Below are 19,466 nucleotides of genomic sequence, written 5' to 3'. Positions count from 1 at the left end.
GTATCCCTCTCCCTAGAGGAACACTCCTTCACAGCTCAGCAACCTTTTAAAGAATCATTTCGTATCTTATATCGAAACCAATCCATTTTAACCATAAATATCCTATTAATAATATCCACATGACAACTTAATCTCAGGAGAATTATCTATGCGCCGACGTTTGCTATATGCAGGACTCATAATGACCCTAATCTTTATTGTTGTTGGTTCTAATTCAAACAATCACGCTTACGAAGGAAAGGAGCTAAAGCAGAATCAAGCACTGGATCAATCCCAAATCGATAAGCTAAGCAGTATTCTAATCCTCTATTTCAGCAAAATGGAAGGAATATCTTACACACCAGAAATAAAAGTTGAAGATTCCATTGCAGCTAATGAGATTATCAACATTTTGCATCAATCATCATGGGATGATGCTAAAGTTTTGATGTCTCGCCAACCAGACTACAAGCTAAGAGCAATCAATTCGGATCCTTATAGTTCTTCTTATAGTTTGACGTATTCAATCTGGCTATCACCTAAAAAGGATTTACTCGAAGTTGTGATCGATCATCAATCGAAATATAGTAAATTAACAATTTAAGACAGTAAGGCGCTTCTATCTGCTTTTAAGAAACTAAACTTAATCTAAAACCCTTACTCCCAACGTGTCAAAATAATTGGGCCGTCCTTCGTAATCGCGACTGTATGCTCAAACTGGGCGGCCCATGAACCATCCACCGTTCTCGCCGTCCAACCATCCCGAGCTATGTACACCTCGGATCGTCCCGTTGTTACAATTGGTTCAATCGTAATGACCATACCTTCCTCCAGCTTAACTCCTTGACCGGGTGGTCCGTAATGTGTCACCTCAGGATACTCATGCATATTTCTACCGATTCCATGACCAACGAACATACTGACTACGTTATAACCTTCACGTTCCGCTCTTCTCTGCACAGCATACCCAATATCTCCAATGTAGTTGCCAGGAAGCGCTTTACGAATTCCCTCCATTAACGACTGCTGTGCAACCCTCAGTAGCTTATCTGTAGCAGGAGTAGACTTCCCAATAATATATGTCCAAGCGGAATCTGCCTTCCATCCGTTCATATCTGCTACCATGTCGATCGTCACTATATCGCCAGACTCCAGCGGCTCCGAATCAGGAAATCCATGACAAACAACATCATTAACAGATGCACATGTGGCAAAAGGATAACCTTTATATCCTTTTTGTGCAGGCGTTGCACCACGATCCAGCATAAATCGTTCTACAAATCGGTCGATTTCATGCGTCGTAACTCCTGGAGCAAGCCTGTTCGATAATGCTTTATGACATGCCGCAACAACCCGTCCAGCCTTGCGGATACCTCTAATATTTTCCCTCGTCTTTAATTCCAATGCCATGCTTGATACCTCCTTAAAAGTCATGGATAACAGAATTATAGAGTATATATTTACCTTATTCCTGCACCGGAGATATCATAACCATTAATTATGGCATTTTGTTAAATGTACTGAAATTCCCTTAGTCTTGAGCCAATACCGTTTCAAGCTCGCGATTCTTTTCCTTGAAACGGTCATTGTGAGAGGAAACATACGCTACAGGATTTGCATCAGGCTCTAAATACAGCTTTGCACTATTCAATGCAACTACCCCATCCGTGAACGTACCTGCAATTAAGCCTACTTTGCTTCCATGATTGATAAAATCACCCGCGCCAAATATTCCCGGAATGTTCGTCTCCATCTTTTCGCTTACATTGGCTTTCCATTCCCCTAGATCTAGTCCCCACTCCCGAATAGGACCAAAATCACTTCGCATGCCGTGGTTAACGATAATCGCATCCACTTCCACCTTTTCTTCCACTTCATTCTCTAAATGCTGAATTGTAACTTGTGAAATTGTTTCACCATTAATGCTATGTAATGCCTTAACCGAATACGGCGTAAGCACGTTAACTGACGATTCCTTCATCCTCGTTACATTTCGCTCCAAGCCACCGAAGCTGTCACGCCTATGAACAACCGTTACAGACGCTGCGATCGGCTCCAGCTCATTAGCCCAATCTACTGCAGAATCTCCACCGCCAGATATAAGTACTCTTTTGCCACGGAAGCTTTCCAGATCTTGTACGGTATAATAAAGGTTCGTTACTTCGTAGCGATCTGCTCCTTCGATCTCAAGCTTCGCCATCTTGCGAATCCCGTAACCACAAGCCATTATGATCGTTCTCGTATGATGCTTCGCTCCACTTGCCGCTGTCAGTATAAACGTACCATCTTCCTGCCTTTCTAATCCTGTTATTTGTTCGCCTAGAACTATCGTAGGATCAAAGGTAGTGCCCTGCTCAATTAATTGTTCTGTCAACTTTTCACACCGAATTGGTGTTACTCCCCCGACATCCCAAATTATTTTTTCAGGGTATAACAGCATCCGTCCACCCAATTTATCTTGTGCTTCGATTAACTTTGTCTTAAGTTCGCGCATTCCACTATAAAAAGCTGTATATAAACCAGCGGGACCCCCGCCAATAATAGTCACATCATATAATTCAATTCCCTCTTGCATGATCTTCCTCCTCAATTCTTTTTTTTCTAAAAATAAATATATGTACGCACATATTTGTGATAATGATAATTGTTATCATACTACTATACACTAAATGATAGTTGTCCTCAATTCTTTGATATTTTTTTACGGACATTGACTCCTTAGTGAGCACGAATCACTCAAACAAAAAAGGCCTGCTCACAACTGAGCAGACATCACTATGAGTTTCTGTTAATAGCTACCTTTTCCCCCTGAGCACTGCTTATCTTCGTCCAACATCACGAATGGACTAAAGGTACAGCTAAAAAAATAGAACGATGATAGAATATACAATTTATATGTTTATAAAAAACAAATAAGGCTTTCTCCCCCACTAACATCCAGGGAATAAAGCCTCTATACTTTATGTGTCATCCGACTGATGAGTTCATTCTACCAAGCTCATCCTCAACGAGTGAAGTAAGCTCATCCTCATATCCACCAGTAATTCTGTACTTGCGGATATATTCTTTAACAAATTTACGTGGGTCCTTTGGCTGGAAAATTCTCGTTAGTTCTTTCAGGCTTTCCTTGACTTCATTCTGGCTATGTTTCGCCATGAAATCCCCTCCCTTATACAATGGATGGTCGTCCTAAACAGTAATCCCCGAGAACGTATGCGGCTCTTACACCACATGAACCCACTTGGTGCAGGCAACTCCAAAGCCAATGAGTCACAATGTTTTCATTTTTCTTACTATTATAACAGTTTGCCAACAATTATGAAAGTGAACAATTTCTCAGTTTTTTGTTGACTCGTCTTCTGGAGCTTGCTCCCCCTTGTGATCTTCTGCATTTATACTGCTCGAATGCTTTAAAGGAGGTGTGGCATCCGTCCGGGAATGGGGCGCCACTGGTGGTTTTTCTTTACGAAACAATCGTAAATATGCGATCACCCCAATAATGGCCACAACAATTCCAAATGCTAATAATAACCTTGTAGCCCAATCCTGAACCATGCCTTCACCTCCTTTCACCTATCCCATATATCGGAAAAACGCATACGACTTTGAATGCATATTCGAAATTTTCATTTCCATATATTAGTTAATATTATATCGAACGTAACTGCTACTGGCAACTGATGGAATATAATAAAACCATTTCATTTGTTCTAAAAAGCTATATCAAACGATATGAGCCGCTACCCCAAGCGAGTAGCTTACCTCCTTCATCCTTTACTTGTGCTAGCAGTGTAATCGTCCGACCAGTACGATGCATGAGTTCTGATTCACATAAGAGCAATCCACCCTTACAATTGGCCAAAAAGTGTGTATTCATCGTCGCCGTGACCGCTTGGCTATCCTTCTCTGCCAGCATAACGATCAAACCCATGGCATTATCCATGAGTGACATTAGTACGCCTCCATGGACGATATCCAGAAGATTAAGATGCTGTTTAGTTACTTCTAAGCAAATCGTTGCTTTATGCCCGTCAGCCTGCACTACTTCACAGCCAAGCAATCCCCAGAATGTCTCCTGTGCACGTTCCGCTAGACGAGTCAACTGTCCCGCACTATCGGCATGTTGTACGAACCACTTCTCATCCATTCCATTCACTCCTCCTGCTCGGAAGAAGTCACATCATGCTCATAATCCTCTTCTGCCAGCTTGCGACGTAACACCTTGCCTACCATCGTTTTTGGAAGCGTTTCCCTAAACGCATAGTATTGCGGAACTTTATAGGCTGCGAGCCGATCCCTACAAAACCGATCCAATTGGCTTCGCGATACTTGCCAGCCCTCTTTGAGCACAATAAACGCCTTCACCGTTTCTCCCCGATATTCGTCCTTTACCCCAATTACCGCCGCTTCGCGGACTGCAGGATGTTCGAACAACACTTCTTCTATTTCGCGAGGATAGATGTTATAGCCGCTTGCAATAATGACATCTTTTTTTCGATCCATAATAGTGAAAAATCCATCTTCATCCATCGTCGCAAGGTCTCCCGTATACAACCAGCCATCCTTTAACGTCTCTGCTGTTTCTTCCGGTCGATTCCAATACCCCTTCATGACTTGTGGCCCTCGGACGATCAACTCACCTAATTGCCCAATTGGCAAACGTTCACCCGTTATCGGATCAACGATAGCAACATCTGTGTCGGGAAAAGGAATACCTATCGTACCAATTTTGCGTAATCCCCAAAGTGGATTAGCATGAGTAACAGGTGAAGTTTCTGTCAAACCATAACCTTCAATTAGTCGACCGCCAGTCAAAGCTTCGAACTGCTCTTGTACCTCAAGAGGTAGTGCAGCGGAGCCGCTTATACATAAGTTAATAGAAGATAAATCCGACTTTGCAGCGTTTGGATGATTAATAAGTGCAACATACATGGTGGGAGCACCTGGAAATATTGTTGGCTTCTGATCATTAATCGTCTTCAAAACAGTATCCGTCTCGAATCTAGGCAACAGTACTAACGAGCCGGCACACGAAGCTGACAGATTCAGAAGTATCGTTAGACCGAATACGTGGAAGAGCGGCAATGCAGCTAGGAATCGTTCCTTACCGTCTTCAGCCTTGTAGAACCAAGCAGAGGTTTGCAGTGTGTTAGATACCAAATTGCCATGCGTGAGCATAACACCTTTAGGTGTACCCGTCGTACCGCCCGTATATTGCAAAACAGCAATTTCTTCTCTAGTTGCAAGCTTAGGTAGTTCTACGTCAGGAGCTTTGCCAGTAAGCAATTTGCGATAGGCTAACACGCCTACCTTGCCATAAGGAATATTGGAACGGAATCCTTCCTTGCGTTGTTTAATGGGATAAAGTATGTTTTTGGGGAATGGCAGACCATCTTTAATAGAAGTGACAATAACATGCTTGAGCGCAGGAATAGGACCTTCAAGCGGCTGCTCGCCTCGAACACGAGCAACACGTGCGTACAACAAATCTACAGTGAGGATAGCGACTGCGCCACTATCCTTAATCTGATGCTCCAGCTCTCGTTCCACATAAAGCGGATTCGTCTGTACAACAATAGCCCCGGCGAGCAATACAGCATAGTAGGAAACGACAGCTTGCGGGCAATTCGGTAGCATGATGGCTACACGATCCCCTTTAGATACACCTAACGCAACTAACTCACTAGCTACTCGAACAGCTTGCGTATGCAATTCACGATAAGTGAGTGTCTTTCCTAAAAAATGAATAGCTTGATTGTTCGGATAATGATTAACGGCATGAATAAGAAACTGAACAATACTATAGTTGGGATAGCTCAGTGATGCTGGAATTTCCTTAGGATAATGACGGAGCCACGGGCGATCTAGCGGTACTTGCTGGGCAAAAGGCTGAACATCATCAGACGGTAAATACTCATCTTCAAAAGACTCTAATTCATCTTCGAACAACGGATCAACTTCTCCATCTGATGCTTCTGATTCTGCTACCTCCAATTTAACTTCATCAGTTCCTTCCTTAGCTTGCGAGTGTTCGGGCAAAAAAGGGTCCTCCGGTCTAAGTGGTTCCATTCTAGATCTCCCCCTCTACACGACATAATGCTCACTTCGAATGACCCGTGCCGCTATTACGCGTTTCATTGCTATCGTATCTGACAATGGCGCTCTCATCAGTTTCTTGAGTACGGACAACTGCAACTGGAGTCCGTCCCCGTGCTCCAGGGCAGCCAAAGCAATTTTTGCAAGGCCTTCCACCTTCTCCATCGCTTCCTGCACGAATACTTCGGTCATTGCTGCCGCATGCTCGACTTGCTCCGTTACCGCCCCTTCGCTCCTGCTCAGCATCTTTTGCGTTCGTAATATTGCGCTCTCCATTGCGAAGGTTTGTATCATCAGGTCGGCTAATACGCAAAGCACCTCCTGCTCCTGCTCAAGTCGTATAGCAAACTTCTGAACGGCTAAACCGCCAATGGCGAGAAACGTTTTTTTCGCTTGAGCTAGACGATAAACTTCCTTGCTGAGCAGTTTTGTGAATGGTGGCAGTGGCATCGGTTGCATAAGCTCGCCTTGCAAAGCCTGCGCTTTTTGAAATAATGGAATTTCTCCCTTAAGCGCTCGCTTTATGAGCGTTCCTGGAATGAGCATCCGATTAATTTCATTTGTACCTTCAAAAATTCGATTTATACGAGAATCACGATAAATCCGCTCTACCTTATAATCGCGAATATAGCCGTATCCACCATGAATCTGTACGCCTTCATCAATGACAAAGTCCAGCCCTTCCGACGCAAATACTTTGACGATGGAGCATTCCAGCGCATATTCACTAATCGCTTTGGCTGCCCGTGCACCTGCATCTACAGCAGCCTGCCGCTCATTAATGTTCTTATCGCTCCCGCTGCCAGCTTCAAATTCCGAGTCGGAATCACGCAACATCGCATCGATCCAGCCCGCCGTTCGATAGACCATACTCTCAAGTACGAATGTGCGAATATTCATGTCGGCAAGCTTTGCCCCAATTAGTGGATATGAGGATATCGTTCGCCCAAATTGTTTGCGAGTGTTTGCATAACGTGATGCGAGCTCAATCGTTTCCTTCGAAGTACCGAGACAAGCAGCACCAAGCTTGAATCGACCAATGTTCAATATGTTAAAGGCAATATGATGGCCTTTTCCTACTTCTCCGAGCACGTTCTCAATAGGAACCTCCACATCTTCAAAGAAAAGCGGACAAGTAGACGATCCTTTAATGCCCATCTTATGTTCCTCTGGTCCAATGCTGAAGCCTGCCATATCCCTCTCAACGATAAAAGCTGTAAATTGCTCGCCATCTACCTTCGCATACACAATGAAAATGTCAGCAAAACCGGCATTCGTAATATAAAGCTTCGATCCATTCAACACATAGTGAGTACCATCATCATTTAGCTTTGCAGTCGTTCGTGCACCCAGTGCATCCGAGCCGGACGCAGGCTCAGTCAAACAATATGCAGCAATTTTCGCTCCTGTTGCGAGGTCAGGCAAATACTTATTTTTCTGCTCGGCAGTTCCAAAGAACACGATAGGCAGCGTACCGATTCCTGTGTGTGCACCAACGGACAATGCAAATGAGGACGATCGGGCAAGTGTCTCTGCAAGCAATGTAGTACTGACCTTGTCGAGTCCTAAACCGCCGAATTGCTCTGGCACATCAGCACCTAACAGCCCCAGCTCTCCAGCCTTCCGCATAAGTTCTACCGTCAATTCATAATTAAGGGCCTCGATCTCCGCATCCCTTGGATACAGCTCAGCCTCCATGAATTGTCCCGCAGCGAGCGACATCATTCGTTGCTCTTCCGTAAAATCTTCAGGAGTAGCGACCGATTCCGGCTTGCTGTCCTCCACGACGAATCGGCCGCCAAAACGTATCGTTCCCGCCATCTCGCAGCCCTCCTTTACGTATTTATACTAGAATATACTTCGAGCACACCCGCTGCCCCCATCCCTCCTCCTACACACATCGTCACTACGCCAATACCGCCGCCTCTTCGTCCAAGCTCATGTATTAAGGAAACGGATAGCTTTGCTCCTGTGCAGCCAAGCGGATGACCTAACGCAATTGCCCCGCCATTCACATTGACTCGTTCCGGATCGAGCTCAAGTTCCCTAATAATCGGGACACATTGTGCTGCGAATGCTTCGTTGAGCTCAAATAAATCAACCTGATCCTTCGTAATTCCGGCTTTCTTAAGGGCTTTCGGAATGGCCTCGATTGGACCAATACCCATCACTTCCGGTGCAACACCTGCGACACTGTACCCCCTAAACACAGCAAGCGGCTTGAGTCCAAGCTCCTCTGCACGCCCCCGACTCATCATAATGACAACTGCCGCTCCATCACTCATTTGTGATGAATTCCCCGCTGTAACCGTCCCATTCCTTGCAAAAGAGGGCTTAAGCGGTGTCAACGTTCGAACCGTAGTCTCCGGGCGCACTCCTTCATCAATGCTGAAGGTGAACGTTTTCTCCCATGGCCTACCCGCTTCATCAGTCCCTGAAGTTCTCGCCGTTACAGGTATAATCTCTGCTTGGAATAACCCTGCTGCAATGGCAGTCGCTGCTTTCTGATGGCTTGCAGCTGCGAAAGCATCCTGATCTTCACGCGTAACGCCATATCTGCGCGCTACTTCTTCCGCAGTATGTCCCATCCCTATATAAACTTCCGGCATCGCCTCTACAATGCCGGGATGCGGTGATAAGCGGAAGCCTGTCATCGGTACGTGGCTCATACTTTCAACGCCTCCGGCTGCGATCACATCGGCTTCTCCTAGTCGAATGCGCTCTGCCCCATAAGCGATAGATTGCAACCCGGATGCACAAAAACGATTTATTGTCACTGCGGGCGTCGTCACTGGCAAACCTGCATACAACGAAATAATTCGAGCTACATTCAATCCCTGCTCACCTTCTGGCATAGCACACCCAATTAAAACATCCTCTATTTCATCCGGAGAAAGCTGCGGCACACGTTCCAATGCGCCCTGCAGCACTATCCTGCCAAGATCCTCAGCTCTCGTCTCCGCCAAGCTCCCTCTTGAAGCTTTGCCGACCGCAGTACGAACAGCCGCAACAATGACTGCGTCACGATCATGATCGGCGAAAGGTTTTTGATCTGTCATCGTCTTCCCCCTCTCAATTGCGCAGCGGCTTGCCCTTAGCAAGCATATGACTCATTCTCTCCTGCGTCTTGCGCTCACCACATAAGCTGAGGAATGCTTCACATTCCAAATCGAGCAAATATTGCTCACTCACTTCCGACCCAGCCCTAACATCTCCGCCCGCAAGCACGTGGGCAAGCTTCCCTCCGATTAAAGCGTCATGCTCGCTAATCGTCCCGCCTAGTTGCATCGCCTGCACCGCTAACTTAAGTACTGCTTTACCTTCACTGCCTGCAACTCGAATTCGTTCCTCGACCGGAGGGGTATAGCCCGCACGATCCAGCTCCAGTACCGCTCTCTTCGCTTCTGCAATCCGTGTGTTCTGTCGCATAATAACGCGATCCTGTGGCCGCAGCAGTCCTTGGCGAAGTGCCTCATGCCCGCTTGATGAAGATTTAGCTAGCGCTATCGTCTCAAACAATTCATTTAACGATGGCTGCAAATCTCCCCTCGCAGATCCGTTGCCACCCGCCGCCGACTTAGCTCTAGCAGCAACTAATGCGGCACCTTCCTTGCAACCTCCGCCTGCCGGGATTAGTCCAACACCTGTTTCCACCAATCCGAAATAAGTTTCTGGCGACAAAATGATAAGGTCTGCTGGTAAACAAGCCTCCACTCCCCCGCCCAGCGTCATCCGATGTGGCGCTGCAACGACTGGTCGATCTAGTCGTTTAAGCCTTAACATACTGTCTTGAAAGAAGCGGATGATTTCCTCGACCTCATCCCACTCCCCATTCTGCGCCTCCATTAGCAGCAGCATCAGGTTCGCACCGACACAGAAATTACGCCCTTCATTCGCAAGCACTATTCCTCTCCAATTGCGAGATACCTCTTGCACCGATTGACGTATCGCTGAAAGAATCTCTCCACCAATGGCATTACTATGCGAATGAAATTCTAAACAGACGACATCATCCCCAATGTCGATCAAGCTAGCTCCGGATGTTGCAAGTACTGTGCGACCAGCTCCCTTAAGTGCTGCCAGAGAAATGACATCCTCCTCCTGCTCTTCCGCAGAATAGCCCCCTCTTGCTGCAAAATAACGTCTTTGCTCTGATTCCAGATAAAAGCTGTTATGTCCATCAGCTATCCATTGCTCCACCCAATCCGGGATCGTATCGCCCTCCTTCTTCATACGAGTCACAGTCTCTTCCAAACCAATTGCATCCCATAGCTCAAATGGCCCGAGATCCCAATTAAATCCCCATCTCATCGCACGATCGATGTCCGTAATCGAATCCGCTATAACGCCTACTTGGGCAGCAGAGTACAGCAATGTTTTCTTAAGTGTAGACCAGGCGAATTTGGCATGTTTATGTCCAGCATTTGAATTGATCAGTGCTTTCGCTTTGAGAGCGACGCCTTTCGCAGCCTTAGCCGCTTCAATGACTGGCGACGATACCTTGCTCTGCTCGCCATATTCCAGCGTGTCTAATCGGAGAGATTCAATGGTGCTTCGACCATCCCCCCCACGAATTTTGCGGTAAAAGCCTGCTCCAGATTTCTCACCTAGCCGCTTCATCGCAACTAACTTCTCCAAGATGTCTGGTCTAGCAAATATCGCCTGCTCTGCATCATCTTCGCTTCGTTTCCGAACGTTATCGATCACATGAAGCAATGTGTCCAAACCTACGAGATCCAGCATTCGGAATGTGGCCGTCTTCGGTCTCCCTAAAGCGGGACCAGTAAGTGCATCTGCTTCCTCTACAGTCAAGCCATAAGTAATCGTATCCTGCAATGTCACCAACATCCCGTATGAGCCTATTCGGTTGGCGATAAAATTCGGCGTATCCTTCGCTACTACGACACCTTTACCAAGTCGCTTCTCACATAATTCCGTAAGCAGCGTAACTACCTCAGCATCCGTGTCCTCTGTAGGAACGACCTCTACCAATCTCATATAACGAGGCGGATTAAAGAAATGTGTTGCGGCGAAATGTCTTCTGAACTCCAAACCTCTCCCTTCTATCATTGATGCAACTGATAGACCTGACGTATTCGTACTCACAAGCGTTCCCGGACGTCTAGCAGACTCGATAGCCGCAAATACCTCCTGCTTCACATCCAGCCTTTCAACAACCGCTTCAACAATCCAATCGACATCTCCAAGTGCTACCAAATGATCAGTCAAATTTCCAGCCGTTATCCGATTTACCCATGCTGGTTCGTAAAGCTGTGGAGGCTGTGCCTTTGGCATCTTAGCAATGGCAGAAGCGGACAATCGATTGCGAACAAGAGCATCAGATAGTGAAAGCCCCTTTCTCTCCTCCTCTTCTGTCAGCCTCTGAGGGACGACGTCTAGCAATAGAACACGAAGCCCAGCGTTAGCCAATTGAGCAGCGATGCCTGCTCCCATTACACCAGAACCGATTACGGCTGCACTGCGGATTGAGCTCGCCTTTTTCTGTTGCGACGCTTGTAACGGCATTTTATGAACAACCTCCTCTGTCATCCTAGTTCCCGAACCCAAACACACTGTCTGCAAGCAGCTCTGCAACATCTCTAGCCGTTACCGAATCACTCTGTGACATCGATTTGAGCCCATCTTCCATCATCGTAAGACAATATGGGCAAGCCGAGCTGATAACACTTGGCTTCACTTCAAGTGCCTGTTCTGTTCGCGCATAATTGATCCGACTGCCGGAGTGCTCCTCCATCCACATTAGACCACCGCCTGCTCCGCAGCACATACCGTTTTTCCCCGATCGTTCCATCTCTTCAATCGTGATCCCAGGTATTGCTCGAAGCATATTCCGAGGTGCTTCATACGTATCGTTATACCGTCCCAAATAACAAGAATCATGAACAGTGACTCGTTCTTCTAGAGCATATTTCGCCGTTAATCTTCCTTCTTGCAACAGCCGGGCCAGCAGCTCCGTATGATGCTCTACTTTGACATCAGTAGAAAGTCCAAAGTCGGGATACTCGTTTTTAAACGTGTTGAAGGTATGAGGGCAAGTTGTAACGATATGCTTGACGCCGTACCTTTGCAGTGTTGCAATGTTTTCTTTGCATAACTCCTGAAACAGCAATTCGTTGCCAATTCGGCGTGCAGTGTCGCCAGAGCTTCGTTCCTCATGACCAAGTGTTGCAAAGTTTACCCCAGCCCTCTTCATTAACCGGACTACATCGAATAGTACTCGCCGACTTCTGGAATCATAGGCTCCCATCGAACCTGCCCATAACAAAATGTCTGGCATTTGTCCGCTCGCCTTGCACGCTTGCATCGTTTTTACATTAATGCCTGTTTTATTCTCGCATTCTTCTATCCATGCGGCTCTTTCCGCTCTTGGCAGTCCCCATGGATTGCTCTGACGCTCAATATTTTGCAGGGCACGTTGTCCGTCAGAAGGAAGCTTTCCTTCCATTAACACTAAGTGCCGACGCATATCGATAATTTTGTCCACATGCTCATTACCGACTGGACATTGCTCCTCGCAGTTGCGACAAGTTGTACATGCCCAAAGCTCATCTTCTGTAATCACATCGCCAATGAGATTAAGATCCTCAGCCTTTACCCCTTCTCTCTTGGTCCATGCGGCACTTTGAACGGACATCGTCGGTGCAATGTTTGTTCTGTAAGAAGAAATCCCTTCGCTGTCACCTCCATTTGTGGCCTCCCAAGCCGGAATAACCGCACCCATTACATGTGCATGTTGTTCACTTCCCGCCTTCCCTTGCCAAAGTCCAGCAGGCAGCCACGGAGATTTCGATGTAATCGAAGCGCCTTTTTCCGTCAAATGATCTCTAAGTTTAACAATGAGATGCATAGGCGAGAGCAACTTCCCAGTGCTCGCTGCTGGGCAAACATTTGTACAACGTCCACATTCCACACATGCATATAAATCAAGAAGCTGCTTTTGCGTAAAATGCTCGATCTTCCCTGCGCCAAACGTTTCGGCGTCCTCATTTTCAAGATCAAGTGGCGTAAGACGCCCGGGAGGTGCATTACGCCTGAACCAAAGATTGATGGGTGCGGTTATTAAGTGGAAATGTTTCGACTGCGGTACATAAACGAGGAACCCCAGCAAAACGAGCAAATGAAGCCACCAGAACAAGTCAAAACCAATATGTGCGAGCTGACTTTGTGCTTGAATGCCTGCCTTCTGCAACAGCTGGGACAATAGTTCACTGATGGGTGCATATTTGGCAGCCAGCGCTGCATCGTTGCCCTCCGTTAATCGCTCAAATGCTAACGTGAACATAATCGTCAGCATGAGCGAACCGATAAACCACATCACAAGCGACGGTTTCCAGCCTCTTTTTAGCCGTGGCAACTTTTCACCATATCTGCGATAAGCACCATACAACACCGCTGCAAAGACAAGTGCCGCAATCAACTCTTGCGACCAAGAGAACTGAGGATAAAGAGGAACAGGCAGCCGTTGCCCACCGCTTAGTCCTTTCCAAATAAGATCAATGGCGCCGAACTGCAGCATAATAAATCCGTAGAAATAAATCAGATGCATGAACCCGCTCCTGATGTCGTTTAGCAACCTGCGATGACCAAGCACCTCTCTACTGAAACCATCCCGCCGCTTCGGCTTATGCCGAACAAATATAGTTGGTACTCCTAACCTCAGATAGCCGATACGCCGCCATATAACAGTTGCGAACATCCAAATCGCAGCTGATACAAGCGCTATGAAGGCTCCCCATCCCACCCAGCTCATCGGTTCTGCAATACTGATATAGGACATCAATGTCGCACCCCTATCCACCCCATTCAAACAGCCCTCCCCATCTCACATATGGCTGGAACTGCCCACTCTTTTTCCCTTTGTACATTTTTAGGGTAATTTTTAAAAAACGTTTACATTTACATCCATAATGCTTCAAGTATATGAATGGGTTCGCCCGATCATGAATCGACCATGTGTGATTACTAATAAATCAATTCCACTTCTAATTTCCAATTCGTGTAATTTCATAGCGTGCCCATTATGATCATATAGTTTATAGATGAGGTTATTTCAATTGAAACCTTTTATGAAGGAGGTCAATATGAATCGGATTGTGGTGCTTGTAAAAAGAACGTTTGATACAGAGGAAAAGGTAACGATCACATCTCAAGGTGTCGACGAACAAGAGGCCAAGTTTGTCATCAATCCTTATGACGAATATGCGCTAGAGGAAGCATTGCGTCTGAAGGAACTGCATGGCGGCGAAGTTATCGTCGTCACTTGTGGCGGAGATGGCTCACAAGAGACATTGCGGACTGCACTTGCCATTGGTGCTGATGAGGCGATTCATCTCAGCTCCGAAGGTATTCCCGATGACAGCTTTTCTATTGCTGCTGCACTTGCAGCAGTCGTTGCCCCCTTGTCACCAGACCTGTTGCTCGCTGGTTTGTTTGCCGTTGATACAGGTTCCGGCAGCGTTGCACTGCAAATTGCCGAACGACTTGGCTTGCCCCATGCTTCCGCTGCCTTAAAAATTACTGTTGCCCCAGCCAAAGAACTTGGCATTGACACCGATTCCATCGTTTCTCTCTTCGCTCTAGTGGAACGTGACATCGAAGGGGATTCAGAGAAAATAACAATACCGCTGCCTGCACTCATTACAGCCCAGCAAGGGCTCAATGAACCACGTTATCCTTCATTGCCTGGCATTATGAAAGCAAAGCGAAAACCTCTACGAACAGTAACGGTGCAAGAGCTCAATCTTGCCGAAAGCCACCTCAACGACATAACAACACCGCGTACAGAAAGAAACAAACTGTTCCCGCCTCCACCTCGCGGAATCGGCAAAAGACTAACAGGAACTTCCAATGAGCAAGTTCATGAACTCGTTAAGCTGCTTCAGAGGGATGCAAAGGTGCTGTAGAGCACTGATGAAAGGAGCTATTTCACATGGGCAAAAAAATACTTGTTTTTGCTGAGCACCGAGACGGTGCTCTTCGCCGAGTGGCGCTGGAAGCGCTTGGCGCCGCTAAGCTTCTCGCAGGCAAGGACGGCTCCGTCCATGCCGTCCTTGCCTCTTTCGGCGGGGCGGCTGAACCTGCCGCCGAGCTAATCGCCCGAGGGGCGGATGTCGTGCATATTGCCGACGATCCGTCCCTTGAACACTATGCGCCCGAGGCGTATATCGCCGTGCTGGGCGCAGCCATGACTGCGGTGGGGCCGAGCGCGCTCTTGCTCGGCCATACCGCAATTGGGCGCGAGCTCGCGCCCCGCGTGGCCGTAGCCCATGGCGCCGGCCACATTGCAGACGTCACTGCCATCGAGGTGTCGAGTGATGGCAGTGACGTCGCATTCACTCGCCCGCTCTACGCCGGCAAGGCGTTCGAGCGGCGCAGCTTTCTTCCGGGCCACCCGTGGGTAATCACGGTGCGCCCGAATAATTTGCCGCCTGCGGAGCTATGCGACGCTGGCGATCGTGGCGGCTCGGTCGCCGTATTGCCTTATACGGCGCCGCCGCTATTGACCGCTGTGCGCGGAATTGTGCGGCGCACTAGCGGACAGATTGATCTAGCCGAAGCCGATGTCATCGTATCCGGCGGAAGAGGGGTACGCAGCGCGGCAGGCTTCGAGCCGCTCCACGCGCTAGCTGCCGCTTTCGGCGGAACAGTCGGTGCCTCGCGCGCTGCTTGCGACGCTGGATATTGCGACTATGCGCTCCAAATTGGTCAGACAGGCAAAGTCGTTACACCTCAGCTTTATATCGCCTGCGGAATTAGCGGCGCTATCCAGCATCTAGCCGGAATGAGTCAATCTCGCACAATAGTAGCCATCAACAAAGACCCTGACGCTCCCATCTTCGGAATCGCAGACTACGGTATCGTTGGCGACCTGTTTGAAATAGTCCCATTACTAAAGGAAGAAGTACTGCGAGCTCAGAAATCAGGTTGACGAGAGAGAATTTTTTCGATCAGAATAAAATAATGGACTCAATTTATTAAAAAATCGATGGTTAATTGAAGCCATCCTATAAGATGTACACATCTACAAAGAAACTAACTGAATTTTTGTAAACTTTTGCTAAGTGGGTTCAACTCAAAACGTTTTGAAGCCTTCTCGATCAGACAACAAAAACAAGCCCTTCCACCACTGCTTCAGCAGTAGTGGAAGGGCTTGTTTTTGTACTATTTCACACTTTCACATTTATACATGCGCACGATACAGAAAGGACTTCATTAGCTTAAGACTCGTTTCTCCACTACTGAATACTCCCTTTACAATCGATGAGCTCAGCCCTCTATGCAAAGTCAGGACGTAATATTTCGTGGATGCAGTCGGGTGCTTCATATCGTTCGTCATAGACCGCATTGGTTACTGGATAGGAACGCATTAAGTAGCCCTCCATCGCCTCCAAATGTTTGCGAAGCTTACTGAACTCCTTAATGCTTGGATTCATCCAATCCTCAATTCCCTCTTCATCCAAGATGACAGGTACTTGCGATTGCCAAACCGACATTGATCCCGAAGCAGCAGCAGTTAGCATCGTGAATGCGCACACCTCTTTACCATTCACATGACGCCAGCGATCAAAGATGCCTGCTACGCCTAACAAAGGTTGACTCGGCACAATCGTATGCATCGCCCGGGAATCACGTTCCTTTTGAAATTTCTTTTGTCCAAAAAAACCGCTGCAAGGAATAACACATCTTTGACTGCTAAGCATTCTCTGAAAGAAAGGTTTCTCCATTACTTTTTCTTGATCAGCATTAACGGAATCTCTCGCCCAGAATGGGAACAATCCCCATCTAGCTTCTTGCAGCACCCGCACATTATGTCTGTCATTCATAACGATAGACACTGTTTGTGTCGGCGCCACGTTAAAACGATTCGTATGTCCTTGCACAATTCGGTTAACGCCAAACCTCTCCACTATTGCATCTAATTCTGCTGTCAACGAAAACCGTTCAATCATCGCATGATGCTCCTTCACTTTGGGCTGCGTGTTTGAATCCAGTTTTTGTAGTGTTCAGGAAAATTATGCATACATCGAAATGATTTGTCCTTCTTAAGCGTCTAGCTACATGATTTAACTATTTAGTCACATACACCAACTACTTGGTCGCATTCATTCGCTATTTGATTTACATCATTAACCTTCTACGTCGTAAAGCGTTTCCGGAACTTAAGCGGTGGCATACCTGTATGAGCTGCAAACAATCTTGAGAAATGAGGCGTCTGTCTAAAGCCAGTCTCCTCAGCAACCTTCGCAATCGTCCAATCCGTCTTTATGAGCAACAACTTCGCCTGGTCGAGGCGATAATAAAGCAAATACTGCTGCGGCGTACAGCCAAAGACGTCTGTCATGCAGCGAGTAATGTAGTTTGTATGCAGATCCAGAACTTCGCTGAGCATTGTATTGCTTATTGGTGTTCGATAATTAAGCTTCAAATAAGCCGCTGCACGTTCAGCGATAGAGACCGAAGCTTTCGCAGCATCCGAACGCCATCCTTCATCAAGCATTTGAAGCAGATGCAGGAACCGTTGCTGACGATCCCAAAATGCTCCATGGGAGCAGCTTTTGGCAGCCTCATGCAACTGAGCAAATATTAGCTTAGCCTCATCGGGATAAGACAGTTTCATTTTTTTCGGGAGACGTATAGCATATGTATAGTAATCGCCTCGCAGTGTACCTTGCTCGTTATTGTCCGTTTCCTCCCATGCTCCGACCGTCTGGAAATGAACCCAGTCGAACACTGTTTCCTCTGAACATGGTTGGAATGAATAATGCCAACGATCTGGTCTCAATATGAGTACATCACCCGGCGTTAACGTCCATTTGTAATTTTCTTCCGCAATATGCAGCGTACCTTCGTTTACGAATAATAAATCAAACACGCCTAAATTTGTACGGTTGGGATGTTCTTCCCCAGGGCGATAAGTAATTCGATTCGATTCCACAAAAAAAGGCAACGGCGGCGAGCGAAATGTGAGTAATAAATCGTCTGACAAGCTGATCTCTCCTCCAGCTAAGCTTCCTTAACTTTTCCTATGAATATTGCCATGTTACTTGATTATCCGTTCATTTGTCCATACCAAAAAACCCCGCCGCCCCATACTGGAAGCGAAATCGAGGTTTATGTATGCTTATTTATTAGCAGTCAAACACTCTCATTAATGATAAGGATTGAGGGACATAACGAATCCTCTTACATAATCATCCTGAAAGTAGTAAATTCATCCACAGTAAGGCATGGAGATGGGAGCAAACTTTTGACGAGACGCATATAATCAAGCGACTGCTTCCAATCCTCTATGTTCGGTGTCCAAACGTACTTTTTTCCACTAAGTAGTGACAGTGCTTCGATCCGATCAGGCAATCGTTTGAATGCGCCCATACCGAATACGGTTGTCATATGCTGATAAAGTGCCAAGGACTCTGATGACTCATCAACTATAAACTTTTGTACGATGTATCCTTCTTGAATACTGTCACCGAGAATAGATACGACATGAAGGTTTTGCGAAAGCTCCATTTCTAATTCTTCTATAGAGACTGTTGACGGTTCAAATAAAATAATTGGTTTACTTGCAACATGATCCTTCAAGAAGGACATAAGATGAGCGTTAACCGTATGACGTACTTGCAAAAAATGTTCATTGGAATGAAATTTATAATGGCGATTCGTCCACCAACGATTATTCGCTTTCTCTAATGTTTCCGCTAAGCTTTTGCCAGCTGTAGAAGTAAGAACGTGATTGACACAATGACATGCTGAAAAATGAACGAGCTCCTTCCAATGAAGGTTTCGTTTTCCTTCATTTTCTTTAGCAGGATTATTCGTACGTTGTACACCTCGAAGTATTCGTTCTATTTTGTAATCGTCGATACGGATTAATATCGGCATTTGCTCTAACATGCCTTCTGTCCCCCTATTAAACCTTATCCTGCAACAGTTAGCAGTCCCGCTACTTGCTCTCCTACCCGCTTACCCAAAACTTTCTCATCATCCGATGCATTGTATTCAAACTTCAAGCTTTCACAAACGATTTCTGCACCAAGCTCTTTAAGCTTCTGCTCAATAATATCGACTGCTCCGCAATAAATGGGATAAGAAGTATCACCCGAACCGAATACCGCTGCTTTCTTGCCAGCCAAATCTAGTCCATCCATTTCCTCATAGAAATCAAGAAACTCATCTGGAAGTTCTCCGTCACCCCACGTATAAGCTCCCATTATAATTGCATCATAGTCCAGAAGTTCTTCAGGTTTTGCATCAAATGCCTCTTTACATACAAACTCTACCCCTGTCGCTTTTACACCTTCTGCAATCGACTCTGCCATTTCCTCCGTGTTTCCTGTTAAGCTGGTGTACAAAATAATTACTTTTGGCAT

At 46.6% G+C, this 19,466-nt stretch carries 18 protein-coding genes; 3 read left to right on the top strand and 15 right to left on the bottom strand.

Features of this window, described 5'->3' with window-relative positions:
- The first annotated feature begins 148 nt into the window (after positions 1-148).
- Positions 149-583 (top strand): hypothetical protein, encoded by a 435-nt coding sequence (locus tag MFF31_RS12160; protein WP_238188237.1) that lies wholly within the window; start codon positions 149-151, stop codon positions 581-583.
- 53 nt (positions 584-636) lie between these two features.
- On the opposite strand, the gene map is transcribed toward MFF31_RS12160, so the two are convergent.
- The 10 genes from map to MFF31_RS12110 all read right to left on the bottom strand — a co-directional run bounded on the left by map (position 637) and on the right by MFF31_RS12110 (position 13,873).
- Complete coding sequence (gene map, locus MFF31_RS12155; RefSeq protein WP_238188236.1) at positions 637-1,389, bottom strand: type I methionyl aminopeptidase; 753 nt, start codon at positions 1,387-1,389, stop codon at positions 637-639.
- A gap of 121 nt (positions 1,390-1,510) precedes the next feature.
- Positions 1,511-2,554 carry an NAD(P)/FAD-dependent oxidoreductase gene (locus MFF31_RS12150; protein ID WP_238188235.1) on the bottom strand — a complete coding sequence of 348 codons (1,044 nt, stop codon included), beginning with the start codon at positions 2,552-2,554 and terminating at the stop codon, positions 1,511-1,513.
- Between the two features lie 392 nt (positions 2,555-2,946).
- The gene (locus MFF31_RS12145; protein ID WP_238188234.1) at positions 2,947-3,135 is read right to left on the bottom strand and encodes a hypothetical protein; all 189 of its coding nucleotides are present in this window, start codon (positions 3,133-3,135) and stop codon (positions 2,947-2,949) included.
- Between the two features lie 180 nt (positions 3,136-3,315).
- On the bottom strand, positions 3,316-3,534 hold the full coding sequence (locus tag MFF31_RS12140; RefSeq protein WP_238188233.1) for a hypothetical protein: 219 nt from the start codon (positions 3,532-3,534) through the stop codon (positions 3,316-3,318).
- A gap of 163 nt (positions 3,535-3,697) precedes the next feature.
- Complete coding sequence (locus tag MFF31_RS12135; RefSeq protein WP_238188232.1) at positions 3,698-4,126, bottom strand: PaaI family thioesterase; 429 nt, start codon at positions 4,124-4,126, stop codon at positions 3,698-3,700.
- A 5-nt stretch (positions 4,127-4,131) separates the two neighbouring features.
- On the bottom strand, positions 4,132-6,048 hold the full coding sequence (locus MFF31_RS12130; RefSeq protein ID WP_238188231.1) for a long-chain-fatty-acid--CoA ligase: 1,917 nt from the start codon (positions 6,046-6,048) through the stop codon (positions 4,132-4,134).
- 15 nt (positions 6,049-6,063) lie between these two features.
- Positions 6,064-7,896: an acyl-CoA dehydrogenase family protein gene (locus MFF31_RS12125; protein WP_238188230.1), complete on the bottom strand. Its 1,833-nt coding sequence runs from the start codon at positions 7,894-7,896 to the stop codon at positions 6,064-6,066.
- 14 nt (positions 7,897-7,910) lie between these two features.
- Entirely contained in the window at positions 7,911-9,134 is a 1,224-nt protein-coding gene (locus tag MFF31_RS12120; protein WP_238188229.1) for an acetyl-CoA C-acyltransferase, read from the bottom strand.
- A gap of 13 nt (positions 9,135-9,147) precedes the next feature.
- Positions 9,148-11,601, bottom strand: a complete 2,454-nt coding sequence (locus tag MFF31_RS12115) for a 3-hydroxyacyl-CoA dehydrogenase/enoyl-CoA hydratase family protein (protein ID WP_238188228.1) — start codon at positions 11,599-11,601, stop codon at positions 9,148-9,150.
- Between the two features lie 25 nt (positions 11,602-11,626).
- Positions 11,627-13,873, bottom strand: a complete 2,247-nt coding sequence (locus MFF31_RS12110) for a heterodisulfide reductase-related iron-sulfur binding cluster (RefSeq protein ID WP_375541287.1) — start codon at positions 13,871-13,873, stop codon at positions 11,627-11,629.
- Between the two features lie 304 nt (positions 13,874-14,177).
- Here MFF31_RS12110 and MFF31_RS12105 point away from each other — a divergent pair, with 304 nt between their 5' ends.
- Positions 14,178-14,999, top strand: coding sequence for an electron transfer flavoprotein subunit beta/FixA family protein (locus tag MFF31_RS12105; protein WP_238188227.1), 822 nt, complete (start codon positions 14,178-14,180; stop codon positions 14,997-14,999).
- Between the two features lie 17 nt (positions 15,000-15,016).
- Here the strand turns inward: MFF31_RS12105 and MFF31_RS25210 are convergent, their stop codons facing one another.
- Positions 15,017-15,139 carry a hypothetical protein gene (locus MFF31_RS25210; protein WP_282570476.1) on the bottom strand — a complete coding sequence of 41 codons (123 nt, stop codon included), beginning with the start codon at positions 15,137-15,139 and terminating at the stop codon, positions 15,017-15,019.
- Between MFF31_RS25210 and MFF31_RS12100 the strand changes: the two genes are divergently transcribed.
- The gene (locus MFF31_RS12100) at positions 15,086-16,024 is read left to right on the top strand and encodes an electron transfer flavoprotein subunit alpha/FixB family protein (RefSeq protein WP_238188583.1); all 939 of its coding nucleotides are present in this window, start codon (positions 15,086-15,088) and stop codon (positions 16,022-16,024) included. The genes MFF31_RS25210 and MFF31_RS12100 overlap by 54 nt on opposite strands.
- A 346-nt stretch (positions 16,025-16,370) precedes the next feature.
- Here MFF31_RS12100 and MFF31_RS12095 read toward each other — a convergent pair whose 3' ends face one another.
- The 4 genes from MFF31_RS12095 to MFF31_RS12080 all read right to left on the bottom strand — a co-directional run bounded on the left by MFF31_RS12095 (position 16,371) and on the right by MFF31_RS12080 (position 19,466).
- Entirely contained in the window at positions 16,371-17,045 is a 675-nt protein-coding gene (locus MFF31_RS12095; RefSeq protein WP_238188226.1) for an SOS response-associated peptidase, read from the bottom strand.
- Between the two features lie 185 nt (positions 17,046-17,230).
- Positions 17,231-18,082 carry an AraC family transcriptional regulator gene (locus tag MFF31_RS12090; RefSeq protein WP_238188225.1) on the bottom strand — a complete coding sequence of 284 codons (852 nt, stop codon included), beginning with the start codon at positions 18,080-18,082 and terminating at the stop codon, positions 17,231-17,233.
- Between the two features lie 197 nt (positions 18,083-18,279).
- Positions 18,280-18,990: a hypothetical protein gene (locus MFF31_RS12085; protein ID WP_238188224.1), complete on the bottom strand. Its 711-nt coding sequence runs from the start codon at positions 18,988-18,990 to the stop codon at positions 18,280-18,282.
- A gap of 23 nt (positions 18,991-19,013) precedes the next feature.
- A complete protein-coding gene (locus tag MFF31_RS12080) occupies positions 19,014-19,466 on the bottom strand; it encodes a flavodoxin (RefSeq protein ID WP_238188223.1) in 453 nt (150 codons plus the stop codon).

Origin of the sequence: Paenibacillus sp. L3-i20, assembly GCF_022180385.2 — a bacterium.
Taxonomy (GTDB): domain Bacteria; phylum Bacillota; class Bacilli; order Paenibacillales; family Paenibacillaceae; genus Pristimantibacillus.
Note: the sequence above shows the minus strand (reverse complement) of the source record. Positions and strands in the feature narration are given on the sequence as shown.

Excerpts from the sequence above, each read along its gene's own strand:
- MFF31_RS25210 (WP_282570476.1), bottom strand. The coding sequence starts at position 15,139 with ATGGACGGAGCCGTCCTTGCCTGCGAGAAGCTTAGCGGCGCCAAGCGC.
- MFF31_RS12110 (WP_375541287.1), bottom strand. The coding sequence starts at position 13,873 with ATGTCCTATATCAGTATTGCAGAACCGATGAGCTGGGTGGGATGGGGA.
- MFF31_RS12145 (WP_238188234.1), bottom strand. The coding sequence starts at position 3,135 with ATGGCGAAACATAGCCAGAATGAAGTCAAGGAAAGCCTGAAAGAACTA.
- MFF31_RS12130 (WP_238188231.1), bottom strand. The coding sequence starts at position 6,048 with ATGGAACCACTTAGACCGGAGGACCCTTTTTTGCCCGAACACTCGCAA.
- MFF31_RS12125 (WP_238188230.1), bottom strand. The coding sequence starts at position 7,896 with ATGGCGGGAACGATACGTTTTGGCGGCCGATTCGTCGTGGAGGACAGC.
- MFF31_RS12080 (WP_238188223.1), bottom strand. The coding sequence starts at position 19,466 with ATGCCAAAAGTAATTATTTTGTACACCAGCTTAACAGGAAACACGGAG.
- MFF31_RS12140 (WP_238188233.1), bottom strand. The coding sequence starts at position 3,534 with ATGGTTCAGGATTGGGCTACAAGGTTATTATTAGCATTTGGAATTGTT.
- map (WP_238188236.1), bottom strand. The coding sequence starts at position 1,389 with ATGGCATTGGAATTAAAGACGAGGGAAAATATTAGAGGTATCCGCAAG.
- MFF31_RS12160 (WP_238188237.1), top strand. The coding sequence starts at position 149 with ATGCGCCGACGTTTGCTATATGCAGGACTCATAATGACCCTAATCTTT.
- MFF31_RS12150 (WP_238188235.1), bottom strand. The coding sequence starts at position 2,554 with ATGCAAGAGGGAATTGAATTATATGATGTGACTATTATTGGCGGGGGT.
- MFF31_RS12135 (WP_238188232.1), bottom strand. The coding sequence starts at position 4,126 with ATGGATGAGAAGTGGTTCGTACAACATGCCGATAGTGCGGGACAGTTG.
- MFF31_RS12115 (WP_238188228.1), bottom strand. The coding sequence starts at position 11,601 with ATGCCGTTACAAGCGTCGCAACAGAAAAAGGCGAGCTCAATCCGCAGT.
- MFF31_RS12095 (WP_238188226.1), bottom strand. The coding sequence starts at position 17,045 with ATGATTGAACGGTTTTCGTTGACAGCAGAATTAGATGCAATAGTGGAG.
- MFF31_RS12105 (WP_238188227.1), top strand. The coding sequence starts at position 14,178 with ATGAATCGGATTGTGGTGCTTGTAAAAAGAACGTTTGATACAGAGGAA.
- MFF31_RS12120 (WP_238188229.1), bottom strand. The coding sequence starts at position 9,134 with ATGACAGATCAAAAACCTTTCGCCGATCATGATCGTGACGCAGTCATT.
- MFF31_RS12085 (WP_238188224.1), bottom strand. The coding sequence starts at position 18,990 with ATGTTAGAGCAAATGCCGATATTAATCCGTATCGACGATTACAAAATA.